Annotated in this window: 23 protein-coding genes; 13 read left to right on the forward strand and 10 right to left on the reverse strand. The window is 67.5% G+C overall.

The window, feature by feature from the left end; genetic code table 11:
• Position 1 precedes the first annotated feature (1 nt).
• The 8 genes from DT074_RS20870 to DT074_RS20905 form a co-directional block, all read right to left on the reverse strand.
• Complete coding sequence (locus DT074_RS20870) at positions 2 to 1,105, reverse strand: alpha/beta hydrolase family protein (RefSeq protein ID WP_119421803.1); 1,104 nt, start codon at positions 1,103 to 1,105, stop codon at positions 2 to 4.
• A gap of 16 nt (positions 1,106 to 1,121) precedes the next feature.
• A complete protein-coding gene (locus tag DT074_RS20875; protein ID WP_119421804.1) occupies positions 1,122 to 2,696 on the reverse strand; it encodes a GMC oxidoreductase in 1,575 nt (524 codons plus the stop codon).
• 4 nt (positions 2,697 to 2,700) lie between these two features.
• Positions 2,701 to 3,294 carry a hypothetical protein gene (locus DT074_RS20880; protein WP_119421805.1) on the reverse strand — a complete coding sequence of 198 codons (594 nt, stop codon included), beginning with the start codon at positions 3,292 to 3,294 and terminating at the stop codon, positions 2,701 to 2,703.
• 16 nt (positions 3,295 to 3,310) lie between these two features.
• Positions 3,311 to 5,032: an alkaline phosphatase D family protein gene (locus DT074_RS20885; protein ID WP_119421806.1), complete on the reverse strand. Its 1,722-nt coding sequence runs from the start codon at positions 5,030 to 5,032 to the stop codon at positions 3,311 to 3,313.
• A gap of 98 nt (positions 5,033 to 5,130) precedes the next feature.
• Positions 5,131 to 6,984, reverse strand: coding sequence for a dihydroxy-acid dehydratase (ilvD, locus tag DT074_RS20890; protein WP_119421807.1), 1,854 nt, complete (start codon positions 6,982 to 6,984; stop codon positions 5,131 to 5,133).
• A 69-nt stretch (positions 6,985 to 7,053) separates the two neighbouring features.
• Positions 7,054 to 9,054, reverse strand: a complete 2,001-nt coding sequence (locus DT074_RS20895) for a TRAP transporter permease (RefSeq protein ID WP_119421808.1) — start codon at positions 9,052 to 9,054, stop codon at positions 7,054 to 7,056.
• Positions 9,055 to 9,133: 79 nt separating this feature from the next.
• Positions 9,134 to 10,294 carry a TAXI family TRAP transporter solute-binding subunit gene (locus tag DT074_RS20900; RefSeq protein ID WP_162915058.1) on the reverse strand — a complete coding sequence of 387 codons (1,161 nt, stop codon included), beginning with the start codon at positions 10,292 to 10,294 and terminating at the stop codon, positions 9,134 to 9,136.
• 69 nt (positions 10,295 to 10,363) lie between these two features.
• A complete protein-coding gene (locus tag DT074_RS20905; protein WP_119421810.1) occupies positions 10,364 to 11,641 on the reverse strand; it encodes a metal-dependent hydrolase family protein in 1,278 nt (425 codons plus the stop codon).
• 307 nt (positions 11,642 to 11,948) lie between these two features.
• On the opposite strand from DT074_RS20905, the gene DT074_RS20910 reads away from it, so the two are divergent.
• Positions 11,949 to 14,180, forward strand: a complete 2,232-nt coding sequence (locus DT074_RS20910) for a TonB-dependent hemoglobin/transferrin/lactoferrin family receptor (protein ID WP_162915059.1) — start codon at positions 11,949 to 11,951, stop codon at positions 14,178 to 14,180.
• 9 nt (positions 14,181 to 14,189) lie between these two features.
• Here the strand turns inward: DT074_RS20910 and DT074_RS20915 are convergent, their stop codons facing one another.
• Positions 14,190 to 15,422: a glycoside hydrolase family 2 protein gene (locus DT074_RS20915; RefSeq protein ID WP_119421826.1), complete on the reverse strand. Its 1,233-nt coding sequence runs from the start codon at positions 15,420 to 15,422 to the stop codon at positions 14,190 to 14,192.
• 128 nt (positions 15,423 to 15,550) lie between these two features.
• Here DT074_RS20915 and DT074_RS20920 point away from each other — a divergent pair, with 128 nt between their 5' ends.
• The 7 genes from DT074_RS20920 (at position 15,551) to DT074_RS20945 (ending at position 21,344) form a co-directional block, all read left to right on the forward strand.
• Positions 15,551 to 16,888 carry an alpha/beta fold hydrolase gene (locus tag DT074_RS20920; protein WP_119421812.1) on the forward strand — a complete coding sequence of 446 codons (1,338 nt, stop codon included), beginning with the start codon at positions 15,551 to 15,553 and terminating at the stop codon, positions 16,886 to 16,888.
• A 137-nt stretch (positions 16,889 to 17,025) separates the two neighbouring features.
• Complete coding sequence (locus DT074_RS20925; RefSeq protein ID WP_162915060.1) at positions 17,026 to 19,053, forward strand: molybdopterin-containing oxidoreductase family protein; 2,028 nt, start codon at positions 17,026 to 17,028, stop codon at positions 19,051 to 19,053.
• 4 nt (positions 19,054 to 19,057) lie between these two features.
• Positions 19,058 to 20,224 (forward strand): amidase, encoded by a 1,167-nt coding sequence (locus DT074_RS20930; RefSeq protein WP_119421814.1) that lies wholly within the window; start codon positions 19,058 to 19,060, stop codon positions 20,222 to 20,224.
• Entirely contained in the window at positions 20,221 to 20,625 is a 405-nt protein-coding gene (locus tag DT074_RS20935) for an AtzH-like domain-containing protein (RefSeq protein ID WP_119421815.1), read from the forward strand. Before DT074_RS20930 ends, DT074_RS20935 begins: the two co-directional genes overlap by 4 nt.
• A 93-nt stretch (positions 20,626 to 20,718) precedes the next feature.
• Positions 20,719 to 20,874 carry a DUF3309 domain-containing protein gene (locus DT074_RS20940; RefSeq protein WP_119421816.1) on the forward strand — a complete coding sequence of 52 codons (156 nt, stop codon included), beginning with the start codon at positions 20,719 to 20,721 and terminating at the stop codon, positions 20,872 to 20,874.
• Between the two features lie 5 nt (positions 20,875 to 20,879).
• Entirely contained in the window at positions 20,880 to 21,050 is a 171-nt protein-coding gene (locus DT074_RS28160; protein WP_162915061.1) for a hypothetical protein, read from the forward strand.
• Positions 21,051 to 21,146: 96 nt separating this feature from the next.
• Positions 21,147 to 21,344 (forward strand): CsbD family protein, encoded by a 198-nt coding sequence (locus DT074_RS20945; RefSeq protein WP_119421817.1) that lies wholly within the window; start codon positions 21,147 to 21,149, stop codon positions 21,342 to 21,344.
• A 70-nt stretch (positions 21,345 to 21,414) separates the two neighbouring features.
• Here the strand turns inward: DT074_RS20945 and DT074_RS20950 are convergent, their stop codons facing one another.
• Positions 21,415 to 22,224, reverse strand: coding sequence for a response regulator (locus DT074_RS20950; protein ID WP_119421818.1), 810 nt, complete (start codon positions 22,222 to 22,224; stop codon positions 21,415 to 21,417).
• Positions 22,225 to 22,595: 371 nt separating this feature from the next.
• Here DT074_RS20950 and DT074_RS20955 point away from each other — a divergent pair, with 371 nt between their 5' ends.
• The 5 genes from DT074_RS20955 (at position 22,596) to DT074_RS20975 (ending at position 26,251) form a co-directional block, all read left to right on the forward strand.
• Complete coding sequence (locus tag DT074_RS20955) at positions 22,596 to 22,928, forward strand: NepR family anti-sigma factor (protein ID WP_368744816.1); 333 nt, start codon at positions 22,596 to 22,598, stop codon at positions 22,926 to 22,928.
• Between the two features lie 28 nt (positions 22,929 to 22,956).
• Positions 22,957 to 23,574, forward strand: coding sequence for a sigma-70 family RNA polymerase sigma factor (locus DT074_RS20960; RefSeq protein WP_119421820.1), 618 nt, complete (start codon positions 22,957 to 22,959; stop codon positions 23,572 to 23,574).
• Between the two features lie 27 nt (positions 23,575 to 23,601).
• Positions 23,602 to 25,407 carry a sensor histidine kinase gene (locus DT074_RS20965; protein WP_119421821.1) on the forward strand — a complete coding sequence of 602 codons (1,806 nt, stop codon included), beginning with the start codon at positions 23,602 to 23,604 and terminating at the stop codon, positions 25,405 to 25,407.
• A gap of 132 nt (positions 25,408 to 25,539) precedes the next feature.
• A complete protein-coding gene (locus tag DT074_RS20970) occupies positions 25,540 to 26,049 on the forward strand; it encodes a Dps family protein (protein WP_119421822.1) in 510 nt (169 codons plus the stop codon).
• Between the two features lie 25 nt (positions 26,050 to 26,074).
• Complete coding sequence (locus tag DT074_RS20975; protein ID WP_119421823.1) at positions 26,075 to 26,251, forward strand: DUF1328 domain-containing protein; 177 nt, start codon at positions 26,075 to 26,077, stop codon at positions 26,249 to 26,251.
• Positions 26,252 to 26,494: the final 243 nt, after the last annotated feature.

The raw sequence follows: 26,494 nt of genomic DNA on the forward strand, positions 1-26,494 counted from the left end.
CTCAGGCCGCCTTGTTGCGGTTCAGGAAGGTCAGCAGCCGGGGGAAGATGTCCTGGGCGACATTCTTGCCCATGAACACGTCCTGGTGGCCGTAGCGCGGGAAGATGGCGAGCTCGTGCCGGCCGGGCACCACCGCCTCCAGCGCCTTGTGGCAGTGGATGTTGCTGTCGGAGAAGACGCGGTTGATTTCGCCGGTCATGAACATGACCGGCGTCGGCACCGCCGCGGCGCCGGCGATGTAGTTGTCGGGTAGGGCCGCATAGCGCGGATCGGCCGGCTTCATCTTCACCGTGCGGTGGTTCATCCCCAGCATCTTGAGGACGTGCTTGTGATAGTTGAGGCCGACCGCGCCGTAGAGATCGCCGCCGCGCCGATGCGTCACCGGATCCATGTTCTCGTGCAGATAGAGCGCCGGCCAGCCGGTGCCCCACATCAAGGACAGCATGTGGCAGGCCGGCACGTCGCATTCCCGATGGAACAGCGAGACGGCCTTCGACAGCACCTTGCCGATGGTCAGGCGCGGATCCTCGCTCCAGCGCGGGCTGACATAGGGCTGCTGCAGCACGCGTTCGATGAAGAACGGGAAGATGGTGCCCTTGATGCGCGACCATGTCGGCACATGCGGCGTCAGCGCGACGGAATTGGCGATGCAGGACCTGATGCCGGTGACGGTGCCGCCGAACAGCGACATGACGAAGCTCATCGAGCCGAGGCAGTGGCAGATCACGTGGATCGCCACGTCGCCGCCCGCCACCTCGCGGATCTTGGCGATCGCCGCCGGGTGATCGAACACGGCACAATCGTCCATGCTCCAGTCGCTCGGGGTCAGGTTGTAGGCGTGCCGGTTGCTCATGCGGAAGTCGAGCGTCCAGACATCGCTGAAGCCGTTTTCGAGCAGATAGCTGACCAGATTCTGGTGCTCCGGCTGGATGAACATGTCGGACGAGGTGGTGAGGCCGTGGATGATCATCACCACGTCCTTCGACGGCTTGCGGCAGAAGCGCAGCAGCGACAGGCCGAGCCCGTCCTGGGTCGAGAACCAGTGCGTGGCGATCTCGGCGTCACGGACGCCTTCGAGGGTGTAGAGCGGCACCTCGCGGTCCATCGTCGCCCCTCCTTGTTCAGGCCAGCATCAGCTGCATGCAGCGCTCGGCCAGGGCCGCGATGGTGCGCGACGGGTTGAGGCCGAGCGCCCGCGGCACGACCGCGCCGTCCATCACAAAGAGGCCGGGATAGCCGAACACCTCGCCGCGATGGTCGACCACGCCGTCGTCGCGGCTGGTCCCCATATTGCAGCCGCCGAGCGGATGCGGCGTCACCAGGTAGCGGAACAGCGACCAGGTGGGCGGCACGGCGGCAATGCCGCCGGTGGCGCGGCTCAACTGCTCGTGGCGGTCGACCATCGCCTGCACCACGCCCTCGGAGCCTGCGACGTCGTAGTCGAGATCGAGCTCGAGCCCGCCGCCGAACAACCCGCGCTTGAGCCGCATGACGCCGCCCGGCTGGTCCACGCCCTGGCCGAACCACGGCATGATGAAGCTGGCCGGGTCGCGGCCGCGCAGCAGGCCGGAGAGCATGACGCGCCAGCCGTCGAGCACGCGCCGGCCGGTGAAGTTACGGCCGAGCGCGGCCTGCAGGGCGTTGCCGAGCACGTCCGGAAACCCGCCATCCTCCACGAAGTAGCGATGCCCGCGGTCGCTGCCGTCGAGATAGTCGATCGCCGTCGTGATGGTCGGCCCGCGCGTCGGCGAAACGTCGCGGCCGGGATAGAGCGCCGGGGTCAGGAAGTCGCCGTTGGCGCACCAGCCATGGCCGAGCCGGGGCGACAGAAGCGGCAAGGTGCGGTGCTCGTCGCGGCAGCGCAGCAGCAGCTCGGTCGAGCCGAGCGAACCGGCGGCGACGATCACCTTCTCGGCCGTCTCCGTCATGGTGACGCCGGTATCGAGCCGCAGGATGGTGACCCGGTAGCCGCCGCCGATCACGGGCTCGATGGCCCGGACCAGCGAAAGCGGGCGGATCTCCGCGCCCTTGTCCTCGGCCATGGCGAGATAGTTGAGGTCGAGGGAATTGCGGGCGGCAACCGGGCAGCCGAGATCGCAGCAGCCGCAGTGAATGCAGGTGCCCTGGCGGCGGCCGAAGCGGTTCGTGTCGAACTTCGCGTGCTGCTCGCCATGCGGGTCGTCGAGGCCGTAATGCCAGGCGGAATCGAATCGCACCGCCAGCGGCAGCGCGCGCAGGCGGGCGCCGTCGCCGATCGTCGCCGCCGCCTCGCGCACCAGCTTCGCCCGCGGCGGCAGCTGGTTCGCCGGCACCTCTTCCACCGCCAGCATGTCGCCGGCGCGCCGGTAGTGCGGTGCCATCGCATCGAAGGTCACCTCGGCCGGCCAGCCCGCATCGAAGGCGAAGCGCTCAGCCGGCACGAAGATGTTGGCGTAGATCAGCGAGCCGCCGCCGACCCCGGCGCCCTGCGCTACCGCCATGCGCCGGAACAGACGGAGGTCGATCCAGCCATGCTGCTTCTCGGGCTCGTCGACATCGAACAGCCAGTCGTCGCCGGGGCCGCGGGGAAAGTCCTCGGTCCGCCAGCGCTTGCCACGTTCGAGCACCAGCACCTTCTCGCCCGCTTCGGCCAGCCGGCAGGCCGCCACGGCGCCGCCGAAGCCCGAGCCGATGACGATGGCGGCGTAGCCGGCCATGAAACTACCTGCGGCTCAGATGCGGGGCGTAGACTTCCCACAGCTCGCCGAAGAAGAACATGCCGAAGCGGCCGAGCGTCGTCAGGTCGCCACCATTGATCGGCTTCATGGTCGACACCAGCGCGAGCAGCTGCGGCACGCCGAGCGTCAGGATGCCGGCGCCGATCACCGGGCCTTTCGCGTCTGTGCCGTCGTGCAGCCGGGTGTAAAGCGTCGTCGTGTCCTTCCAGAGATCGACGCCGGCCTCGTTGCGGACCCGCTTCTCGCCGGCGAGATAGCGCGGCCGGCCCTGGTCGCGGAAGCCGAGCTCGTAGACCATGCGGCGGCTGTCCTCGCCCGGCCCCGGCGAGAACAGCTGGAACAGCCCGCTCGGCGCCGCGAGCCCGATGCCGATCGGCTGGAAGTCGATGGTGCCGGCCAGGGCGCCCGGATGCGCCGGTTCGGCGATGAAGCGGTCGAGATCGTCGATGCTCACCTTGGCATGCATGGCGAGCCGCGTGCCGGCATGCTTGCCCTGCGTGGCGCCCGCCTCCGGCGTCGCCGCGCCGAGCGCGAACCAGCCTTCCATGGTTTCGTCGAACGCGATGCCGCCGGGCATGGATCGGCCTCCTCGGTTACCAGGGAGCGAGCGAAAGCTGGTGCGTCGTAATCGGCGTTCCGGACGGATCAGCCACCGGCAGGGGTCGCCCCTTCGTGTCGTGGTAGGTGACATCGAGCCGCGCCGCCCTCTTGTCGACGCTGATGCGGCAGAAGTTGTCCTCCTGGGTGAAGGCCCAGGCGACGTAGTTCATCTCGCCGCCATCGATCGGGAATGGATCCCGCTGTTTCGGCAGCGTGGAATCGTGGACGTAGTTGTTGGGATCTCCGTTGGCGAAGGGGAACGGCCAGTAGAGCGCCGATGACGTGATGTCGAAGGCGCGGAGATCCAGCGCCCTGCCACCCTTGGCGAATCTCAGTTCGGCGATGTTCGCGCAGTGGATGTCGCCGGTCAGGAAGACGACGTTCTGGATGTTGTTGCCGACGATGTGATCCAGGATTGCGCGACGCGTCAGAGGATAGGCGGGCCAGGAATCGCTGCCGTCACGCCGCTTGGCATTGGCGGTCAGCCAGTTCGCGGGATCGGGATCGTCCAACCGCTCGTCCATGGCGTTGGGCGCGAACACGCTGGCGCAGCCGACGAACTTGGGAACGTTGCCGAAATTGGCCTGCTGTTTGCTGAGCCACTTGAGAAGGCGCTTCAGCTGACCCGGATGGACGGGATCGATCGGCGGCCGGCCGAGCAGATGATTGTCGGGCAGGCCCGTCTGGTCCTTGAACCGCTGCGTGCGCGTATCCAGCACGAAGAACGGATAGCCGGCGCATTTGAAGCGGTAGTAGAGCAGCCGGCCCCAGCTGCGCGGCCCCGGGCTCCACTGGTAGCTCATATAGGCGCCGATAGCGAGATTGAAGAGCTGGTGCTTGCCGTTGTCGGAGAGGCGATCCTGCGACCAGTTATCCTCGATCTCGTGGTCGTCGAGCGTCATGTAGGTCGGCGCGGTCTTGAGCAGCTGCCGCATGTTCGGCGAGCCATAGGCGCTCTGATAGCGCTCCTGGAACTCCTCGTAGGTGTCGGCCAGCCCGATCGGTATCAGGCGGTTCAACGTGTCGGCATAGATCTGGTCGCCGACCATCAGCGAGAAGCGTGGTCGCTCCGGGAACTGGCCCTCCGCCAGCATCCGCTGCATCGGGTCGAAGATCTTGTCGGCCTCCTTGGCTTTCCACAGCAGACCGGGATAGCGGCAGGAGCCCAGCAGGAAGGTCAGCTTGTCCTGGACCTTGCCGCGCTCCGGGAAGGTGTGGAGCAGCGTCTCGCAGATCGACGGATCGAGGCCGAGCAACATGTGCTTGACGTGGTCGATCGGCGGCAGCCGCCGGGCGAGCTCGACATCGGCGATGCTCTCGTCATCCGGCGCCGGATCGTCGATCGACAGCGTCGCCATGCGAACGCGGTATTCCGTGTTGGGCGTCAACGGCTCCGCCGTCTCGGCCTGGAACGGCAGGCCGAGCCGCTTCGCATCCGCTTCGTCGGTGTGATAGCGGCCGAGCGATACGTCCGCGCCGAGCACGAATGTCCCGGTGCGATCGAATTCGCGCTGGAGGCGGAAGTAATAGGCGCGCGAGACCTTGAGGTTGCTCGCACGGCCGGTCAGCACGCCGAGCACGCCGACGGTGCGCCGGCTCGATTCCAGGGTGACCCCGTCCTCCTTGACCTCGGCGGCTTGAATCCAAAGACGGGAAGTGGTGCCCGTCGTATGTCCGATAACGGGGCCCAGGCCCGGTGGTCGCAATGCCGACATGCGAAACCGCCCCCCTCCGGGTCGCGCTCTGCAAGCGCTGTAACAATCCTAAGTCGGGGCGGCGATGTCCTGCAACAATTGCATGACAAACGGAAAGGTCAGCCCCGGGTGAGCTGGTCGGGGTCGCGCACGGCACCCTTCGACGCGCTGGTCGCGAGCGCCGCGTAGGCGCGCAACGCCCGGCTGACCTTGCGGGCGCGCCCGACCGCCTGCCAGCCGCCATCGGCGCGCGCGTTCATGGCGGCGCGGCGCCGCTCCAGCTCCGCCGCCGGCACCATGAGTTCGATGCGGCGGGCCGGAATGTCGATCTCGATCTCGTCGTCCGGCTCGATCAGGCCGATTTCGCCGCCTTCGGCCGCTTCCGGCGAGATATGGCCGACCGAGAGGCCGGAGCTGGCGCCGGAGAAGCGGCCGTCGGTGATCAGGGCGCAGACCTTGGCCAGGTTGAAGGCCTTGAGCAGGCTGGTCGGCATCAGCATCTCCTGCATGCCGGGCCCGCCGCGCGGGCCTTCGTAGCGAATCACCACCACGTCGCCCGCCTTCACCTCGCCGGAAGTGATGCCGGCGGCGGCGGCGTTCTGGCTGTCGAAGATCTTCGCCTTGCCCCGGAACTTCCAGATCGAGGGATCGACGCCGGCCGTCTTCACGATGCAGCCGTCCTTGGCGATGTTTCCGTGCAGGACGGCGAGGCCGCCATCGGTCGAATAGGCGTGCCCCATGTCGCGGATGCAGCCGCCCGCGCGGTCGAGGTCGAGATCCGGATAGTGCGCGTTCTGCCCGAAGGCTTCGAGCATGCGCCGGCGCCCCGGCGCCGCCATGTAGAAGCGGCGCACCTCCTCGCTGTTGGAGCGGCGCACGTCCCAGAGCGACAGCTTGTCGACCAGGGTGTCGCCCAGCACGTCGGTCACGTCGCCGTGCAGCAGGCCGCCGCGCTCCAGCTCGCCCAGGATGCCGAGCACGCCGCCGGCGCGGTGCACGTCCTCCACGTGATAATGCGACACCGCCGGGGAGACCTTGCAGAGGTTCGGCACCTTGCGGGACAGCCGGTCGATATCGTTGATGTCGAACTCAATCTCGCCCTCGAAGGCGGCGGCGAGCAGGTGCAGGATGGTGTTGGTGGAGCCGCCCATGGCGATGTCCATGCACATGGCGTTCTCGAAGGCGCGGCGGCTGGCGACATTGCGCGGCAGCATGCCGGTCTCGCCAAGTTCGTAATGGCGGCGCGTCAGCTCGACGATGCGCTGGCCGGTCTCGACGAAGAGCTGCTTGCGGCGCGCATGCGTCGCCAGCAAGGTGCCGTTGCCGGGCAGCGCCAGGCCGAGCGCCTCGACCAGGCAGTTCATCGAATTAGCGGTGAACATGCCGGCGCAGGACCCGCAGGTCGGGCAGGCATTGTCTTCCATGATCTTCAGATCGGCGGCGGCGATGGTCGGGCTGCCGCCAGCGACCAGCGCGTCGACCGCGTCGATCACCATCTCCTTGCCGCCGACGGTCACCTTCGAGGCCTCCATCGGCCCGCCGGAGACGAAGAGCGTCGGAATGTTGAGGCGCATCGCCGCCATCAGCATGCCGGGCGTGATCTTGTCGCAATTGGAGATGCAGACCAGCGCGTCGGCACAATGCGCGTTGACCATGTACTCGACCGCATCGGCGATCAGCTCGCGCGACGGCAGGCTGTACAGCATGCCGTCATGGCCCATGGCGATGCCGTCATCGACGGCGATGGTGTTGAACTCCTTGGCCATGGCGCCGGCCTTCTCGATCTCGCCCTTCACCAGCTGGCCGAGATCCTTCAGGTGCACGTGGCCGGGCACGAACTGGGTGAAGGAGTTGGCGATGGCGACGATCGGCTTGTCGAAATCGTTCTCGCCGGTGCCGGTGGCGCGCCACAGCGCCCGTGCGGCGGCCTGGCCCTTGCCCTGGGTCGTCGTATAGGAACGGTAGCGCGGCATGGACGTCACTCCCCAACCCTCTTGCCGCCGATTTGACCAGCGGAACCGCGCTGGCCGCAAGCCCGACGGTCAGCCGGGTGCCGCTCGAACCGACGGCGCGCGTACCCGTTGCATAAGGGCCAGGACGATGCCCGGCACCGCCAGCGCGGCAGCGATCAGGGTCAGCTGCAGATGGCTGAAGCCGGTGAAGTCGCCGCCCGGCACGGCGAAGACAAGGCCTCCCGCGGCCAGCAGGACACGGCTGAGCCAGCCGAGCGGGGTGCCGAGGATGCTGCCGACGCCGATCATGTATCCCTGCAAGGCGGCGCTGAGCAGGACGACGCCGACCACGGCGGAGGAGCAGACGATCAGGATCTCGCCGACATCGCCGATCAGCAGCAGCGCCGGGTTGAAGACGAAGAAGAACGGGATGAAGTAGATGATGGTGCCGAGCCGCATCGCCTCGAACCCGGTCGCCATCGGATCGGTCTTGGCGATCGAGGCCCCGGCGAAGGCGGCCAGCGCCACCGGCGGCGTGATGAAGCTGAGCATGCCCCAATAGAGCAGGAACATGTGCACGGCGAGCGGGTCGAGCCCCACCTTGATCAACGCCGGCGCCAGGATGATGGCGAGGAAGATATAGGCGGCGGTGACCGTCATCCCCATACCCAGGATGAAGCAGGTGATGGCCCCCATGATCAGCAGCACAAGCGTGTTGTTGCCGGCAAGGAAAACGAGATCGTTGGTGATGGTGCCGACCATGCCGGTCACGACCAGCGCGCCGACGATCAGCCCGATGGCGGCCAAGGTGCCGGCGAGCTCCGCCAGCAGAAATCCGGTGGCGAAGACGAACTTGGCGAGCTTGGCCCAGGTCAGCCGGTGCTCGGGATTGAGCTGGTTGATCACCAGCAGCAGGAGCGTGGCATAGAACGGCGCCCGCGCCTCCTGCTGCAGATGGATCAGCATGTAGATCAGCAGGCCGAAGACGAAGACGTAGTACCAGCCGCCCTTCAGCACCTGCCAGACGCCGGGCAGCTCCTCCTTGCGCATGCCCTTCAGGCCCTGGCGGGCGGAATAGGCATCGATCTGCACGAACAGGCCGAAATAATAGAGCAGCGACGGCACGACGGCGGCCAGCGCCACCTCGACATAGGAAATCTGCAGGAAGTTCGCCATCACGAACGCCGTGGCGCCCATGATCGGCGGCATCAGCACGCCGCCGGTGGAGGCGCAGGCCTCCACACCCGCGGCATAGCGCGGCGAAAAGCCGATCTTCTGCATCGCCGGGATGGTCAGCGTGCCGGTGGTCAGCACGTTGGTGACCGGCCCGCCCGACATGGAACCGAACAAGCCCGACGAGAAGATCGCCACCTTCGCCGGCCCGCCGCGCACGGTGCCGAGCAGCGAGAAGGCGATGTTGATGAAGAACTGGCCGGCGCCGGTATATTGCAGCGCGACGCCGAAGATCAGGAAGCCGAAGACCAGCGAGGCGAAGGCGCGCATCGGGATGCCGAGCAGGCTCTCGGCGCTGAACATATGGAACGCCGCCGTGTTCAGCAGATCCTGGTTCACGCCGCTGATCACAGACGGCATCAGATGCGCGTAGGTCGGGTAGAGCGAAATGATCAGCACGATGAAGAAGATCGGCCAGCCGCCGGTGCGCCGCCCGGCCTCCAGCACCAGCGCCCACATGACGAGGCTGACCCACTTGCCGTGCTCCGGCGCGGCATATTCCCAGGCCTGGTCGAGGATCAGCTCCGCATTGGCGAAGAAATAGCTGCCGACGCCGAGCGCCAGGACGAACAGGGCCGCATCGAACCAGGGCACGAAATCCCGCCGCTGCCGTGCATGCGAGGGGAAGACGATGAACACCATGGCGAACATCAGCCCGGTGATCGCATATAGATACTGCGTATCGAGCAGGGTGATGCCGGCGAAGAAGCGCCAGGAGAAGATCTGGTTCAGCGCCAGGAAGACCGAGACCAGGGTGGCGACGACGATGACGTACTGCCAAAGCCTGGGCAGCGTGCGCGTGCGCGCGAGGTCGTAATCCGGCAGGTCCTCGTCGCGGACCACCAAGCGATCGGTCATAGCGGCATGCTCCTTGCCGGTCGGCGCTCAGATCACGCGGGAGAGAGGCGCGGCCGGGTGGGCCGGCCGCGCCGCTTCCTCACCAGGTGTCGAACACCACCGACTGGCTCTTGGCCTTGAGCGCCTCGGCCCGGGCCTTGACCCAGCCCTGCTTGAACGCCTCCTTGTCGGACGGCGCGCTCTTCACATAGGCGGCCCAGGCATCGATCAGCGCCTTCTGGCGGGCGAGCGTCCTCTGCTGCACCGCGTCCTGCCCGGCCGGCCAGGCGCCGATCTCCTTGTAGTACTTCACCGCGCCCGGGTGATACGGCACGAACTGGCTGAACTTCTGCCGCTTCATGTCCCAGCCATTGCCGCCCGGCGCGCTCGCCTTGTATTCGTCGTAGTAGAGGTGCATCGCCTTGATCATGTTGTAGACGGTGTCCTCGGCCGTGCGGTCCATCGTCGCCAGCACCGGATAGGCGACATTGGCCATCTCCTGGCCTTCCTTCTTGATGCCGATGCCTTCGGTGGCGATCGCCTTCTCGTACCAGGGCACGACATCCTTGAGGCGCTTCCAGCCCGCCTCGTCGTTATGCGGCACGGTCGGGTAGAAGATGCCGCGCGGCGAAGCGGCGATCTTCTGGTTCAGCGCCGAGAAGGTCGCGTTGTTGAAGGCATCGACCTCGTTGTTGATGATGCCCTCCACCGCCGGGCCATGGCCGCCGAACTCCACCTTCTTCACGTCGTTCCAGGTCAGGCCGGCGAAGGCGAGCATGCAGGTGACGGCCTGGTTCAGCGCCGGCGCGCCGCGAATCCAGGCGACGCGCTTGCCCTTCACGTCCTGCAGGGTCTTGATGCCGGCATCGGCGGCCGTTGCCAGCGCGACCGCGGCGCCGTCGGAATAGTTCAGCAGCACGAGGCGGATCGGCTGCGGGCCCCATTCCTTCTCGCCGAAGGTGAAGACGGCCTCCTGCGCGTAGATCGAGTCCGAGCCCGTGGCGGTGAACTGCGCCGTGTTCTCGCGCAGCGGCGCGAGCCGCGACACGTCGTTCTTGCCCGGCAGCACACGCAGATTGGTGCCGATCTTGTTTTTCAGCACGCTGCCGACGCCGACCGCCTGCGCGTAGCCGGACGAGCCGACATCGTAGGCGGTCCAGACCAAGGTGCCCGGCAGTTTGATGTCCTTGGCCTGCGCGGCAATTGGCGCTGCCAGCGCAAGGCAGAGTCCGGTCCCGATCACAGCACGACGACTGATCATTGTTTCCTCCCTGTCGTTCTGCATGCCTTCTAGCATCAACGACAGGAGGCCGGAACCCTTCTTCGCGCGCTACTCAGCCGCGACCCGCTGCGACTGGCCCTGCATCGGCGGACGCTTGCGGAACCGGCCGTCCTGCATGATGGCGAGCAGCCGGTCGCGGTCCTGCAGGATGCGGACGTCCTTCGAGGGATCGCCGTCCACCAGCAGCAGATCGGCGAGGAAGCCCTCCTTGACCTGCCCGAGCTCATCGCCGCGCAGCATGATCTCGCCGCCCCATTTGGTAGCGCTGACGATCGCCTCGAGCGGGCTCATGCCGAGCAAGTTGACGAAATGCTCGATGTCGCGGGCATTGCTCGGAATCGGATTCCAGGAGAAGCCGTAATCGCCGCCCGGCATCACGCGCACGCCGCGCTTGAGCAGCGAGCGCATGTTCGCGGCGCCGTTCTCCAGCTCGAATTCCAGCGTCCGCCGCACATCGACGGGCAGATCGGCGCGGAACGGCCGCTCGACCTTGAGCGTCATCCAGGTCAGGCCGAGCGTCGGGGCGACGAAGACGCGGTCCTTCGCCGCCTCCAGCATGTCGAGCGCCTCTTCGTCGGCGAGCGTCGCGTGATAGATGATCTCGACGCCGTGGCGCAGACACATCTTGACCGATTCGGCGGTGCGCGCATGCGCGGCGACCCGCTTCTCGCGGCTCCGCGCCACCTCGCAGACGGCGGCGACCTCCGCCTCGGTCATTACGGTGTGGCGCGCGCGGGCCGACGGCACGCCTTCGTCGCCGGACGGGTTGATCTTCAAGGTGTCGACGCCTTCGCGGACGAACAGCCGCGCCGCCTTGCGGAACTCTTCCTCGCCGTCGCAGATATAGCCGAAGGTGTCGCGGTGCAGATGGTGCAGGCGGACATCGCCGAGACCGCCGGTGATGGTCATTTCGGGCGACGCGGCGAGCATGCGGGGCCCCGGAATGTCGCCGGCATTGATCGCGTTGCGCACCGCGACGTCGAGCCGGGGCTTTGCGGCCGCCGCGCTGTGGATCGAAGTGAAGCCGGCATCGAGAAGCTCGCGGCAGTACCTGGCCGTCAGCAGCGTGTGCTCCTCCGGTGGGATGGCGCCGAGCCCTTCGATCGTCTCGGTGTTGCAGAAGCTCGGATGCGCATGCGGCTCGATCAGGCCCGGCATCACGGTGGCGCCGCGCCCCTCGACGATCTCGGCGTCGCCGGCCGCCATGGCGGCGCCGCGCGGCGCGACCGCCTTGATGCGGTTGCCTTCGACCAGCAGATCGCCGGCGAACGGCGCCTTGCCGGTCCCGTCGATGATCGACACGTCGCGGAACAGTATGCGGCCCATTGCGGCACCCTCCCCTGTTTCGCGGAGTATAGCCGCAAAGCGGCACTTCGCCTCGCGGTGCGCCGGCAAGCCACGAACGGCGCGGGGTTCGGAGCCGACTTGATCCGTGACAGGCCCCTTGCACGAATTCGTGAACGGCCTTAGAAGCTTAATGCGACGCATTCGCAACGGCGGCGGGTGGCCCGGGCTGCACGACGGACAGCTCTTCCCTCGCCCCGTTCCGCATCTCAACGCGATCGAGCCAGCCGGCGGCCTCGTCCCGCCCCTGCCAGCCAGATTGTCTCCTGCCAACCGGGGGTTTCTGGCGATGGCCGTTCGACACATTCCGCTTCTGCTTGCCGCGAGCGCGCTGGCCGGCCTGCCGGCCGCGCTCGCCCTGGGGCAAACCGCCGACCCGCCGGCCGGGCAGAGCCAGACCGAGCCGGCTGAGCGGGCCCCGGAGAGCGCGCCGCCCAAGGGCCCGGTGCGCAAGCCGCCGGTGACCGAGCTGGACGCGGTGACCGTCACCGTGACGCGCTCGCCGGAGACGCTGTTCGACGTGCCCGGCACCGCATCCGTCATCGACGCCGAGGACCTGGAGCGGCGCAACGCGCAATCGCCGCGCGATGCCATCCGCTACGAGCCCGGCGTCTCCATCGGCAACAACCCGGGCCGCACCGGCGCCACCAACTACACGATCCGCGGCGTCGGCGGGAACCGCGTCCGGCTGCAGATCGACGACGTGCGCGTGCCGGACTATCCCGGCACCAATGCCGGCGCCGGCACCTATACGCGCGACTTCGTCGACCTGGAGAACGTCAAGCGGATCGAGATCGTCCGCGGGCCCGCTTCGGCGCTCTATGGCAGCGACGCGCTCGGCGGCGTCGTCGCCTATGTCACCAAAGACCCGAGCGATTATCTCGACCTCGTCGGCAAGGACATCTATGGCAGCGTCAAGACCGCCTTCAACGGCGCCGATACCAGCTTCTCCGAGACGCTGACCGGCGCCGGCCGCGCCGGCAAGGTGCAGGCGCTGCTGCTCTACACCCGGCGCGACGGCCAGGAAGTCGATCCCGGCGGCGACAAGTCGGCCAATCCGCAGAGCTACGACGTCAACAACATCCTCGGCAAGCTGCTCCTGGCGGCGACCGACGTCGACACGCTGCGGCTGATCGGCGAATTCACGATGAAGGATACCGACACCAAGGTTCGGACCGAGGAAAGCGCCACCGTCCTCGCCTCGAACAACGAGGATACCAATCAGCGCGTCCGCCTCAGCCTCGACTGGACGCATGACGAGCCGTTCGGCTTCGTCGACACCACGCGGCTGCTCGCCTACGTCACCATCCTCGACCGCCAGGAGGTCAACAAGCAGTTCCGATCCGGCAATCTCTATCGCTTCACCGATCTGGACTTCCACCAGAACATCTACGGGACGGAGGCGCAGTTCATCAGCCGGACGGAATTCGGCGGCGTGCCGAACGACTTCACCTATGGGCTCAGCGCCGACTTCACCACGACGAGCCGGCCGCGCGACCGCTTTCAAACCAACCTCGGCACCGGCGTCACGACCAAGGTGATCGCCGGCGAGACCTTCCCGAACAAGAATTTCCCCGATACCGAGACGCTGCTGGTCGGCGCCTATGTGCAGGACAAGATCAGCGCCGGCCGCTTCACCATCCTGCCGGCCGTGCGCGTCGACTACTACCATCTTAAGCCCAAGCCCGATCAGAAGTTCGCCAATTCCAACGTGACGAATTTCACGATCGACGAGCTCAGCGAGGTCGCCGTCTCGCCCAAGCTCGGATTGACCTATGCGATGACCGACCAGTTCACCCTGTTCGGGCAGTACGCGCACGGCTTCCGCGCGCCACCCTACGACGATGCCAATTTCGGCTTCAGCAATCCGGCCTTCGGCTACGAGATCCTGCCGAACGGCAACCTGAAGCCGGAGGAGAGCGACGGCGTCGAGGCCGGCATCCGCGGACGGTTCGGCGACGGATCGAGCTTCAGCCTGGCCGGCTTCTACAACCGCTACACCGATTTCATCGAAAGCGTGTTCGTCGGCATCAGCGGCGGCGGCTTGCAGCAGTTCCAGTCGCAGAACATCCCGCGCGTCACCATCTACGGCGCCGAGTTCCGGGGCGAATGGCGCTTCATGCCGGAATGGTCGCTGATCGGCAGCGCCGCCTACGCCCACGGCCAGAATGAAGAAACCCGCACGCCGATCGATTCCGTCGATCCGTTCCGCGTGGTCGGCGGATTGCGCTACAGCAATCCGGAGGGATTCGGCGGCGAGCTGACCGTGATGCATGCCTGGCGGCACGACCGCACCAGCCAGAACAGCTACTTCAAGGCGCCGAGCTACACCGTGGTGGACCTGACGGCCTTCTTCGAGATCCTGCCGACCCTGACGGTCAATGTCGGCATGTTCAACCTGTTCGACGCGAAGTACTACATCGCTCAGGATGTCGTGGGCCTGTCCTCGACCGCTGCCAATCGCGGCCTGTTCGCCCAGCCGGGCCGCCATGTCGGTGCCAACGTGACCTTGCGCTGGTAGGGCCGGCCGTTACCGCAGCTCGAACGGCAGGTTCGCGGTGGCGGCGGCACCCCTTCCGTCGCGCAGGGTCAGGAACAGGCGGTAGCGCCCCGGCGCGAGGCCGGCGACGGTGACACCCGCCGGACCACCGCCGAGAACGGCGCCCGGGAAGCTCCGCGGCACGCTTTCGGCATCGCCCGCTTTGCGAAGATCGGTGCTCTCCGCCATGACCACCCATTCGGCCGCGAGCGCATCGCCGTCGGGATCGTCGGCCGCGAGTTCGGCACGTGCCGGGCTGCCGGCCGGGCGGCTGTCACCCGCGGTGAAGGCGAGCTTGCGGATGCGCGGCGCGCGGTTGCCGCCAGGCGTGGTGCCGCCCCAGGCCGCGGCCATCGCCTCCGCCGTCCCGGTCCATTCGCCGCCCGGCAGCAGCAGGCTGTGCCAGGTCGGCGTCACTTCCTGCTTCTGGCCCCAATAGAAGACGAGCTGCCCCTGGGTCGCCGGCATCAGGGCGCCGAGATAGCGGCGCAGCAGCACCGCCTTCTCGGTGCTCGACGGCTCGATCGCGGCGCCCCAGGGCGTGTTGCCCGCCTGCCACTGACCGAGCGGGCCAAGCTCGGTCACCAGCAGCGGGCCGCGCCAGCCCTGCTCGCGCACCCGGGCGGCCAGGCTCGGCAAGGCCGGACCGTAGGAATTGACGCCGAGCACGTCGATGCTCGGCGCCTGTCGCATCAACTTGGCGACCTTGCCATTGCCGGCCTCGGCGATCACCGACATGGTCGGATGCCGCGGATCGATGGCCTTCACCAGCCGTGCCGCCGCCTCGATTGCCGGCCACACGACCGCGTCGTCGGCGAGCTCGGCCTCCACCTCGTTGCCGAGGCCCCAGAGCAGCAGCGCCGGATGGTCCTTGTGCGCGCGCACGAAACGCTCCAGCGCCGCGTTCTGCGCCGCCACCTGCGCGGCATTCCCGTAGTCGAAGCCGCGTCGGGGATGCTCCAGCCAGAAGCCGGCGATCACCTTGAGACCCAGGCGCCCCGCTTCGTCCAGCACCGCCGCCGTCTCGTTGCCGTAGGTGCGCACCGCGGTGGCGCCGAGCTGCTTCAGCAGGTCGAGCCGGCGCTCGCCCGCGGCGCCGCGGGCGACGAAGGGCCGTCCGTCGACCACGATCAGCTCGCCGCGGACGGCGACATCGGCGCCGGCGGCGGGAAACGCCAGACCTATCAATATGACGGCCATGGCGCGCGACAACACCTTCAGCATCTTCTCCACCCTGCCGGCGAATCCCGGCCCGCCGCGCACAATCGTGATCCGTCCGCCCGTGGCGGCACGCTGCCCGCAGCGCTAGCATGCCGGCGCGGAAGCCAAGGATAACAAAGGGAGGACTTCCCATGCTTCGACTGCTGCGCCGTCACGTTCTGGCACTGGCGCTGGCCGCGTGCCTGCCGTCTTTCGCTCTCGGCCAGGCGAACGACCCGCCGGTGGTGTTCGTGCATGGCAACGGCGATACGGCGGCGCTCTGGATCGCGCAGATCTGGCGTTTCGAATCGAATGGCTATGCGCGCGACCGGCTGCATGCCATCGATCTCAGATACCCATCTGCCCGCAGCGTCGACGCCAAGCCGCAGGAGGGGCGCACCTCCGCCGCCGAGGCGATGCAGCAGCTCGCCGATTTCGTCGCCGACGTGAAGCAGAAGACTGGCGCGGCCAAGGTGGCCCTGGTCGGCAATTCGCGCGGCGCCAACACCATCCGCAACTACGTCAAGAACGGCGGTGGCAGCGATCATGTCTCGCATGTCGTCCTCGGCGGCGGCGTGAATCGCGGCGTGATCATCTCCGATACAGTATTGGTAGGCAGCGAGTTCAACGGTGCTTCCGACTTCATGCGGCAGTTGAACGATGGCCCTGACGAGGTGGTTGCCGGCGTGAAGTTCATGACGCTCCGGTCCGAGAAGGACGACAAATATGCCCAGCCGGACGGCCGCTTCATTGGCATGGCCGGCAAGCCAACCGGTATCTCTTTCGATGCGCCGGCGCTCAAGGGCGCCGAGAACGTCGCCCTGGCCGGCCTGGATCACCGCGAGGTGTCGTACGCGCCGGTGGCCTTTGTGCACACCTATCGCTTCATCACCGGGCGGCTGCCTGACCGGGTGGAGATCCTTCCCGAAGCCGCGGCGGTGCTGAACGGCAACGTAACCGGCCTGACCGGCGGAAGCTTCGACAATGTCGGCGTCGCTGGGGCCAAGGTCACGATCCACGCCGTCGACCCGCGCAGCGGGAAGCGGCTCGGCGAGGCGATGTTCACCAAGACCACCGGCGCCGGCGGCGCCTGGGGTCCGTTCACAACCCCGACGGATACCTATCTCGAATTCGTCGTCGAGGTGCCGAGCCAGCCGATCACCCACATCTATCGCTCGCCCTTCCCGCGGGGCAGCAACATCCTGCATCTGCGTCCGGCGCGCTTCGGCAAGGGCGAGGAAGCCGCCGGCAGCGTCGTCTACATCAGCCGTCCGCGCGGCTATTTCGGTCACGGCCGCGATGTCTTCCTGATCGACGGCGCGGTGCCGGAAGGCGTCAACAAGGGCGTGCCCGGTGCGTCAACCGGGCGCATCATTCTGCCGGAAGGAGCGGCCCGTGGCGTTCCGGTTCGCTTCAATCTGGAGAGCTTCGCCGTGCAGAGCTGGCCGAGAGCCGAGAACCGGATCGTGATCGCCGAATTCCACTACTGAAGAGGTCAGCACCCCGCTTTCCTCTGCCGGCCGGTTTGGCCCCATCGGTTTGCGCGGATTGGTCGGAAAATTGCTTGTAACCTCGGCGGTCGTAGCAACGGGCGCGGTCGGACGCTTGCCCGCAGGAGGGGTGTCGCGTGAACCAGGTGAAAGTCGTCTGTGCGCATGATTGCCCGGACATGTGCTCGCTGATCGCCCATGTCGATCAGGGCCGGGTGGTGAAGATCGAGGGCGATCCCGATCAGCCGCTGACCGCCGGCTTCGCCTGCGCCAAGGTCAACCGCGATGTGGAGCTGGTGCATTCGCCAGAGCGACTGGCCACCCCGCTCCGCCGCACCGGGCCGAAGGGCGCGGGCAAGTTCGTGCCGATCACCTGGAATGCGGCGCTGGACGAGATCACCGCCCGCTGGAAAGCGATCATCGCCGAGAGCGGCCCGCTCGCCTTGCTCGGCTATGCCTACAGCGCCCATCAGGGCCTGATGAACCGCGGCCTGGTCAACGGGTTGTTCCACGCGCTCGGCACCAGCCGGTTGATGGGCGGCACCGTCTGCGACACCTGCTGCGAGGCGGCGTGGGACGCGACATTGGGTCCGATCGGCGGCGCCGATCCGGAAGCGGTGGCGCAATCCGACCTGATCATCGGCTGGGGCGCCGACCTGATGGCGACCAACGTGCATTTCTGGGCCAAGGCCGAGGAGGCGCGCAAGAAGGGTGCGAAGATCGTCGTCATCGATCCGCGGCGCAGCCGCACCGCCCAGGCGGCCGACTGGCACCTGCAGATCAAGATCGGCGCGGACGCCGCGCTGGCGCTTGGCATCGCCCATATCCTGGAACGCGACGGCCTGCTGGACCGCGCCTATATCGCCGCGCAGACGGTCGGCTTCGATCGCCTGTCGGCCGAGGTGCTGCCGCGCTTCGCGCCGGCGCGGGTGGCCGAGATCGCCGGCATCGCGGTCGCGGACGTCGAGCAGCTGGCAGCGATGTACGGCAAGGCCAAGGCCTCCTTCATCCGCCTCGGCGAGGGCATGACGCGGCTCACCCATGGCGGCCAGGCGCTGCGCGCGGTCGCCATCCTGCCCGGCCTGACCGGCGCCTATGGCAAGCCGGGCGGCGGCGCGCTGCTGCTCACCGCCGCCACCTGCGACCTCAACTACAACGCCGTGCGCAAACCCTCCGGCCCGGCGGCGACGCGGATGGTCAACCATCTCCGCCTCGGCGAGGCGCTGCTGGAAATGCGGGACCCGCCGATCCGCGGGTTGTTCATCGCCGCCAACAACCCGGCCGTCACCTGTCCGGACGTGCACAAGGTGCGCCGCGGCCTGGCGCGCGAAGATCTGTTCACCGTGGTGCACGATCCCTTCCTCTCGGTCACCGCGCGCTATGCCGATATCGTGCTGCCGGCGTCGGTCTATCTGGAGACCGACGATCTCTACCGCGCTTACGGCGCCTATTACATGCAGTACGGCCCGCGCGCGGTGGCGCCGCAGGGCGAAGCCCGGTCGAACCTGCAGGTCGCCCAGGCGCTGGCGAAGCGCATGGGGCTCGGCGATGCCGTGTTCGGCATGAGCGCGCCCGAGATCGTGCGCGAGCTGTTCCGCGGCATCAGCGGCGCCACGACCGTCGGCATCGACCCGGCCGAGGTGCTGCGCGCCACCCCGATCAGCATCGCGCCCAAGGGTCCGCAGGAATTCCGCACGCCTTCGGGCAAGCTCGAGATCTATTCCGACGCGCTGGCGAAACAGGGCCTGCCGCCGCTGCCCGATTGGGAGCCGGATCCGGTCGAGGCAGAGGAAGCGCCGCGCTGGCCGCTCCGCCTGCTCACCGCGCCCGGCTATTTCCAGGCGCATACCGCTTTCACCGGCGTGAAGTTCCTGCGCGAGCGCGAAGGCGCGCCGTTCTGCGTGCTGCATCCCGAGGACGCGGCGAAGCGCAATCTCACGGATGGGCAGAAGGTGCGCCTCGAGAACGGCCGCGGCGCCATCGGCCTGAAATTGAAGGTGAGCGGCGAGGTGCGGCCCGGCGTGGTGCTGGTGCCCGGCCAGCGCCCGGACGACGAGGCGGTGGACGGCACCATCAACATGCTTTGCTCCGACCGCTTCACCGATATGGGCGAAGGCGCCACCTATCAGAGCACTTGGCTGGAAGTCACGGCATGGCCATCCTGAGCGGATGACCGAACCCTTCGTACCGGGACCGCGCGCCCGCATCGCCGGCCGGCCGGGCGGGCCGCTCGCCGGCCTCAGCTTCGCCGCCAAGGACCTGTTCGATGTCGCCGGCTTCCCGACCGGCGGCGGCAACCACGATTGGGCGCGGACCAATCCCGTGCCGACGAAGCATGCCTGGGCGGTGCAGACGCTGCTGGATGCCGGCGCCGAGCTGATCGGCAAGACCATCACCGACGAAGTCTCGCTCGGCATCCTGGGCGAGAGCGCCTTCGACGGCACCCCGCTCAACCCAAAGGCACCGGACCGCGTCCCGGGCGGCTCGTCCTCGGGCTCGGCCTCGGCCGTCGCGCAGGGGATCTGCGACACCGCGCTCGGCACCGATACCGGCGGGTCGGTGCGGGTGCCGTCGAGCTTTTGCGGTCTCTACGGCATCCGGCCGACGCATGGCCGGCTGCCGGTCGAAGGGATGATGCCGCAGGCGCCGAGCTCGGACACCACCGGCTGGTTCGCCCGCGATGCGGCGACCTTCGCGCGGGTTTCGTCGGTACTGCTGCGCGAGCCGATCGCGGCGCAGCTGCCGAAGCGGCTGGTCGTCGCCGTCGATGCCTTCGGCTTCGCCGATCCCGAAGTGGCGGCGGCGCTGCAGCCGATGGTCGACCGCCTCTCCCGACTGATCGGGGAGACGCGCGAGGACCTGCTGGCGCCGCAGGGGCTCTCGGTCTGGGCCCGCGCCCAGCGCACCCTGCAGCCGGCCGAGGCCTGGGCGACCTTCAAGAACTGGATCGACCGCGACAACCCGCGCTTCGCCTTCGGCGTCGCCCGCGGCCTGGTGCTGGGCTCGATGATTCCGGCCGCGGAGCAGAGCTGGGCGCGACTGATGCGCCAGGAGGCGCGCGCCCGGCTCGCCTACCTTCTGCCGCCCGGCACCATCCTCTGCCTGCCGACCACGCCGTTCCCGGCCCCGCGGAAGGGCCAGGCGCTCTCCGTGCTCGATCCGCTGCGCGACCGCATCACTTGCCTCTGTGCCCATGGCGGCCTGACCGGCGTGCCGCAGGTGAGCCTGCCGGGCGCGATGGTGGACGGCCTGCCCGTCGGGCTCTCGATCCTGGGCGGGCATGGCAGCGACGCCATGCTGGTGGCGGTCGCGCAAGCGATGGAAGAGCCGCGATGAACGATCTGACCCCGAACATTCCCGAAGTCGTCGCCGAGCTGCGTGACCTGTTCGAGCGCTATGAACAGGCGCTGATCGACAAGGATGTCGACGTGCTGGACGCCGCCTTCTGGGACAGCCCGCACACCATCCGCTATGCCCTGCACGAGAACGGCTATGGCTTCGCGGCGATCCACGGCCATCGCGTCGCGCGGCCGCCGGGGCCCGGCATCAAGGAGAAGCGCATCCGGCTGGAGATCCTGACGCTCGGCCGCGACATCGCCACCATCAACCTGGAATTCAAGGTGCGCGGGCGCGACCTGATCGGAAGGCAAAGCCAAACCTGGGTCCGCTTCCCCGGCCTCGGCTGGAAGGTGATCAACGCCCATGTCTCCACCATGAACGAGACGGCGGTCTGGTAGTCCGGCTGGAAGCTGGCCGGTCGTTGCCGCGGCGCGGGAACCGGTTCCCGGGCAAAAGAGTTTCACGCATCGTGACCTTTGCGGAGCGACGCGATGCTGACAACCATCCTGCTCATTATTCTGGTTCTCATCCTGGTCGGGTCGATCCCGGCCTGGCCGTACAGCCGCGGCTGGGGCTATGGGCCGAGCGGCGGACTCGGCCTCGTGGTGCTGATCCTCGTCATCCTGATGCTCACGGGACGGGTCTAGCGATCATGGTGGAAGACCGGGCAGACATCCGGCCGGAGCCCCGCACCGTCCTGAACACCCAACAGGCCCGCGCCGGAGAGACTTCCGGCCGCATACGGCGGGTGCTCTCGGTTTCGCTGGCCGGGACGGTTCTGGCGCTCGCCATCGCCTGGGCGCTCTGGATCGTACTCCGCTAATGCGGACGTTGAACTAGGCGCAGCAACCAACCCCTGTCTTTCGGGGTTTCCATCGGGAGCGCCAGCCGGCGCGACAGAACGATTGGAGAGTGGACCATGAATTGGGATCAGGTGTCCGGCAACTGGAAGCAGGTCAAGGGCAAGGTGCAGCAGCAATGGGGCAAGCTCACCAATGACGATCTCGATGTCGTCCAGGGCAAGCAGAACGAGCTGGCCGGCCGTATCCAGGAGCGCTACGGACTGACCAAGGAGGAGGCCGAGCAGCAGGTGAACGACTGGATGCGCAAGATATAAGCCGCGAACCGGAGCGCTCTTCGGGGCGCTCCGGTACCGGGCTTTCCTCCCCGCTTGCTATGCGGTCGCTTCAGCCCTTCGCGGCAGCCGTTTCCCGCGCCTTCGGCTGGAAGAACAGCGCCTGCCCGATGGCGGCGCGCACGGAATCCGGCAGAAACGGCTTGGTGATCAGAAAGGTCGGCTCCGGACGCTCGCCGGTCAGCAGGCGTTCCGGATAGGCGGTGATGAAGATCGCCGGCACCTGCACGTCGGCGAGGATGTCCTTGACGGCGTCGATGCCGGAGCTGTCGTCGGCGAGCTGGATATCGGCCAGGATCAGACCGGGCTGCCGGCGGCGGGCTGCCTTCACGGCATCGCTGCGGCTGATGGCGATGTGGGAGACCGAGTGCCCCATATCCTCGACGATCGCCGCGAGGTCGAGCGCGATGACGGTTTCGTCCTCGATGATCAGGACGTCGGTACGGATGTCCTTGGTGATCTCGCTCATGGCGGATGCCACCAGCGCGCAAACCTCCTCCGGCGTCCGACCGAGGACGATGCCCGCCTGTTCCGGCGTGAATTCCTCCAACGTGGTGAGGAGCAGGGCCTGCCGTGCCTCCGGCCCCACGACTCCGAGGCGGGACTGGGCCAGCCGCTCACCATCGGTTTCCGCGTCATCCGGGTCGGCACCGCGAACGCTGGCGCTGCTCAGGATCCTCGTGAACGCCGTATACAACGCCACGCGCGGTGATTTGTCGGCGTTGAGAGATTCCGGGTCGGCCAGCGCCGCTTCGAGCGTGGCGATAACGAACGCGTCACCGCTTTCCTGGCTTCCCGTCAGGGCCCGCGCATAGCGACGCAGCAGCGGCAGGTGCGGAGTTATGCTCTCCGAGCGCGACATCAGATTCTCTCTCCGTTGGACAGCGAGTTTTGTCACGAGATCCCCTTGGATGCGGCTTGCCGGGCGAGCTCCATTGCCAAATCCCTATCTTTCGATCCCCGTCGTCCGATTGCTCTATCTCGATTATATACAACGTAGGATAGAAATCCGGCAGGATATCAGGCGCTCCGCCCCGCTCCGTAGTGCGGTAAACGGACGGCAGCGCAAAAAGTTCCCGGGCACGGGAACGATTGTCGTCTCGCGGAGTTACAACGAGCGTCGGCCAGCGCGGCTGGGGGAAACGCAAGCGAGGCGACGCCGCGATGGACGTTGCCCGAAGGAACGGCCTGCCGCAGCGGGGGCGAGGCGCCTGAAAAGTCAGGCAAGATTGCATGGTTGAACATGCCTCGGTCGATGAGGGTGTCGAAGTGGGCAAGCGAGTGGAACAAGGACGTGAAATGGCCAGCGAACCGACGGAGGCTTCCGAGGCTACGGCCGCCGGGGCTCACCGCGCCACGACCCGCGACGGGCAGCCGGCGCCCGGCGGGCGCAATGGCTCCGATTGGCTGGGGCGGGGCTTGCGGCGGCTTTACCAGGGAACGGTCAACGAACCCATCCCGGACAAGTTTCGCGAGCTGCTGAGCCGGCTCGACGAACAGGTCGACGAGCAGAGTGACGCCTCCGCAGGGCCAGCGCGCCCGCCCAAGGCGGAAGAGCAACCCTAGTCGTTCGTCTCAAGAAGGCTTGTGCTTGATGGATCCCTTGTCGCCGGAGACCGATCGGCCGAACGCCACGGCCCGTTCCGCCAGGTTCGACTTCAAGAGCGAACTGCTCGAAGCCGTGCCGGCGCTGCGCGCCTTCGCGCGTTCGCTTTCGGGCCGGGCCGATCTCGCCGACGACCTGGCGCAGGAGACCCTGTTGCGGGCCTGGGCCAATCGGAAAAGCTTCACGCCCGGCACCAATCTGAAGGCCTGGCTCTTCACCATCCTGCGGAACGCATTCTACAGCGGCCTGCGCAAGAGCATCCGGGAAGTGGAAGATCCCGATGAGATCTATGCGCGCAACGTTGCCGTACCGCCCTCGCAGGAGGAAGGCGTCGATCTGGACGACCTGCAGCGCGCTCTGGAGCGCCTGCCGGCGGAACAATGCGAAGCTCTCGTGCTGATCGGCGCGAGCGGGTTCTCGTACGAGGAGGCCGCAAAGATCTGCGGCTGTGCCATCGGCACGATGAAGAGCCGCGTTTCGCGCGCCAGGCGGGCCCTGGTCGCCGATCTCGGCGGTACGCCGCCCGAGCGCAACGAGAACGGGTCGCACGCCGACGCCGAGAATGCGCCGCGCGCGGCTTCGGCCAAGAGCAGCGATGCCGCGTGAATCCCCTGCGGGCGAGGCACTTGCGGGATGAGACTGGGCTTCGCACGCCTCTTCGGGCGATCGCTCCGCGCCAGACTGGTTCTTCTGTTCTCGCTCGTTCTGGTTCCCCCGGTACTGATCGCCTGGGGCAAGGCCGTCTATGACTACTACGATCAACGCCACAGCCTGCAACGTCTTCTGCTGCAGCGGGCCAAGCTGATTGCGACCGAGCGCGAGGAGCTTGTCCACGGCGCACGCGGACTGCTCAAGACATTGGCCGAGTTGCTCGGTGCGGAGCCCTTGCAGGGCGAAACCTGCCAGAAAAACCTGCGCAACGCGCTGGCGCGGAATGCGGACTTCCAGACTCTGCTGATTCTGGACGTCGACGGGCGCATCGCGTGCTCGAGCCAGCCGGTCGACCCGGCAGTGACCATGACCGACCGCGACTGGTTTCAGGCCGCCACGACGGGCGCCGACTTCTTCGTCAGTCAGCCCTTGGCCAGCCGCGTCACCCACAACACGATCCTGGTGGCTTCCGCACCCCTACGGTCGCGTGCCGGCGCCGTCACCGGCGTGATCGCGGTGAGCATACCCTGGGATCGAATGACGGCGCCGCCGCTCCGCAGCGACGACACGCCGGAGAATGCAGGGGAGAATGCAGGCGCAAGCGCCGGCATGCTCGCGCTGATCGACCATTCCGGTCGCATCTTTCCATTCGAGGGTTCCGGTAAGCAGCAGGGCGGCTTCTCCGGCGAGAAGGCACTGATGCAGGCCTTCGCGGATCAGGCGCCGCCCAGGTCGACGGACGGCAGGATCGTCGTCGGCCAGCGCAGCGAGTGGGCCGTCGTCCCCCTGGCCGGCGGCGCCCTTTACGTGGCTCTCGGTCAACCGCGCCACCTGATCAGCCAGCAGCTCAATTTCCAACTGCTCCTGGGGCTCGGACTACCCGCGCTGATCTGGGTCGCCGCCGTGGCGACCGCCTGGACGGCGGCAGACCGTCTGATCGTGCGCTGGGTGCTGCGCGTGCGCGAACATGCCGCCTCGATCGCGGCGGGCCGCACCGTCGACCCGGACGAGCAGCTCAGCGATGCGCCGCGCGAGCTGCAGCAGCTCGCGACCTCGCTGCGCCGCATGATGGCCACCATACGCGAGCGCAACGCCGATCTCCGCGACGCCCTCGAACACCGCGAGACGCTGATCAAGGAGATCCATCATCGGGTGAAGAACAACCTGCAGATCATCGCCAGCCTGCTGAACCTGCAGATGCGCGGCATCCGGGACGGGGCCGCGCGCGACGCCATGTTGACGGTGCGCAACCGCGTCAACGCCCTCGCCCTCATTCACCGCACCCTGTACGAGACCGACGAGATGCAGCAGGTGGAGCTGAGCGGCTTCCTGCGCACCTTGGCCGACCAGGTGGCCGAATTCCTCGATGCGCGCGAGCGACACATCCGGATGTCGGTCGTCGTACCGCCGATCTTCGTCCCGGCGGAGACGGCCGTGACCCTCGCGCTGCTGGTGACCGAAGCACTCAGCAATGCCTTCAAGCACGCGTTCCCGCGCCGGCATATCGGCCAGGTCACCATCCGCATGGAGCGATCGCCTGCCGGCGGGGCGACACTGATCATCGCCGACGACGGGGTCGGCGGCGTAGAGCGGGGATCGGTCGAGCAGCACGAGGCGGCCGAGGGCAGCCTCGGCAACCAGCTGATGGTCGGCTATGCCCGCCAGCTCGGCGGCGCGCTGACCATCGACGACGCGGCGGGTACGGTCATCCGCGTCGATCTCCCCGCCATACCGTTTCCGGCGAGCGGTCCGTCCCCCGCCGCCGACGAGGGATCCGCCTCCGATTGAGGACCCCGCGGGGCATTGACCCGGCGGCCATGGGAACCGGCTCGCATCTGCGGCGTTGTCCGCGAGAGGCGGGTGCGGCCGGCCACCGGCGCGTCAACCCGCTCCCACGGAATCGTTCGGAGGTGATCCCTGATGCCCGCAACCGCCGCCAAGGAGCCCAAGGAGCGGATACCCGTCGCGATCGGCATCGACCGCGAGGACCGAGCGCGATTGGCCGAGCTGCTCAGCCAGGCGCTCGCCGATACCTACGTCCTGTATGCCAAGATCCAGGGCTTCCACTGGAATGTCCGCGGCCCGCTGTTCTACGCCATCCACAAGATGACGGAGGCGCAGTACGAAGATCTCGGCGCGGCGATCGACGAGGTGGCGGAACGCATTCGCGCCATCGGCTTTCTGGCGCCCAACACGCTCGCGAAATTCCTCGACCTCGCCGAAGTGAAGGAAGCGAGCGGCGACCCGGAAGCGGCGCAGATGCTCGAAACGCTCATCAAGGACCATCAGACGGTGGCCCGCAGTCTGCGGCACGCGGTCGAAGAGGCGGACCGTGTGGATGACGTGTTCACTGCCGACATGCTGACCGCCCGGATCGGCAAGCACGAGGAGTTCGCCTGGATGCTGCGGGCGCTGGGCGGACGCGAGTGATTCTCGCGGAGAAGGAGGTCTTGCGATGCTGGGATGGGCTCTGACATTCCTGGTGCTGGCGATCATCGCCGGCCTGCTCGGGTTCGGCGGCGTGGCGTCGGCCTCGTTGTGGATCGCCCAGGTCCTCTGCTTCGTCTTCCTGCTCGTCTTCGCGATCTCGCTGGTCGTGCACCTGGTGCGCGGCCGCGCCCCGCCGGTTTGACGGCAATCCACATGCCGCGGAACCGCCACGGACACGCCACGTTTAACGCCCAACCGCCGCCGACCATGTCGACGGTGCCATCCGAAACGAAGGAGCGACCCATGCGACGCCTGTTCACCAGCACGGTTGTGATCTCCGGCCTGGCGCTCGGCCTCGCTGCCTGCGGCAGCAGCACCGGCGACCGCGCCCTGAGCGGCGCCGGCCTCGGCGCCGGCGCGGGCGCGGCTGCCGGCGCCTTGACCG

The organism is Desertibaculum subflavum (genome assembly GCA_003576705.1).
Lineage (GTDB): Bacteria > Pseudomonadota > Alphaproteobacteria > Ferrovibrionales > Ferrovibrionaceae > Desertibaculum > Desertibaculum subflavum.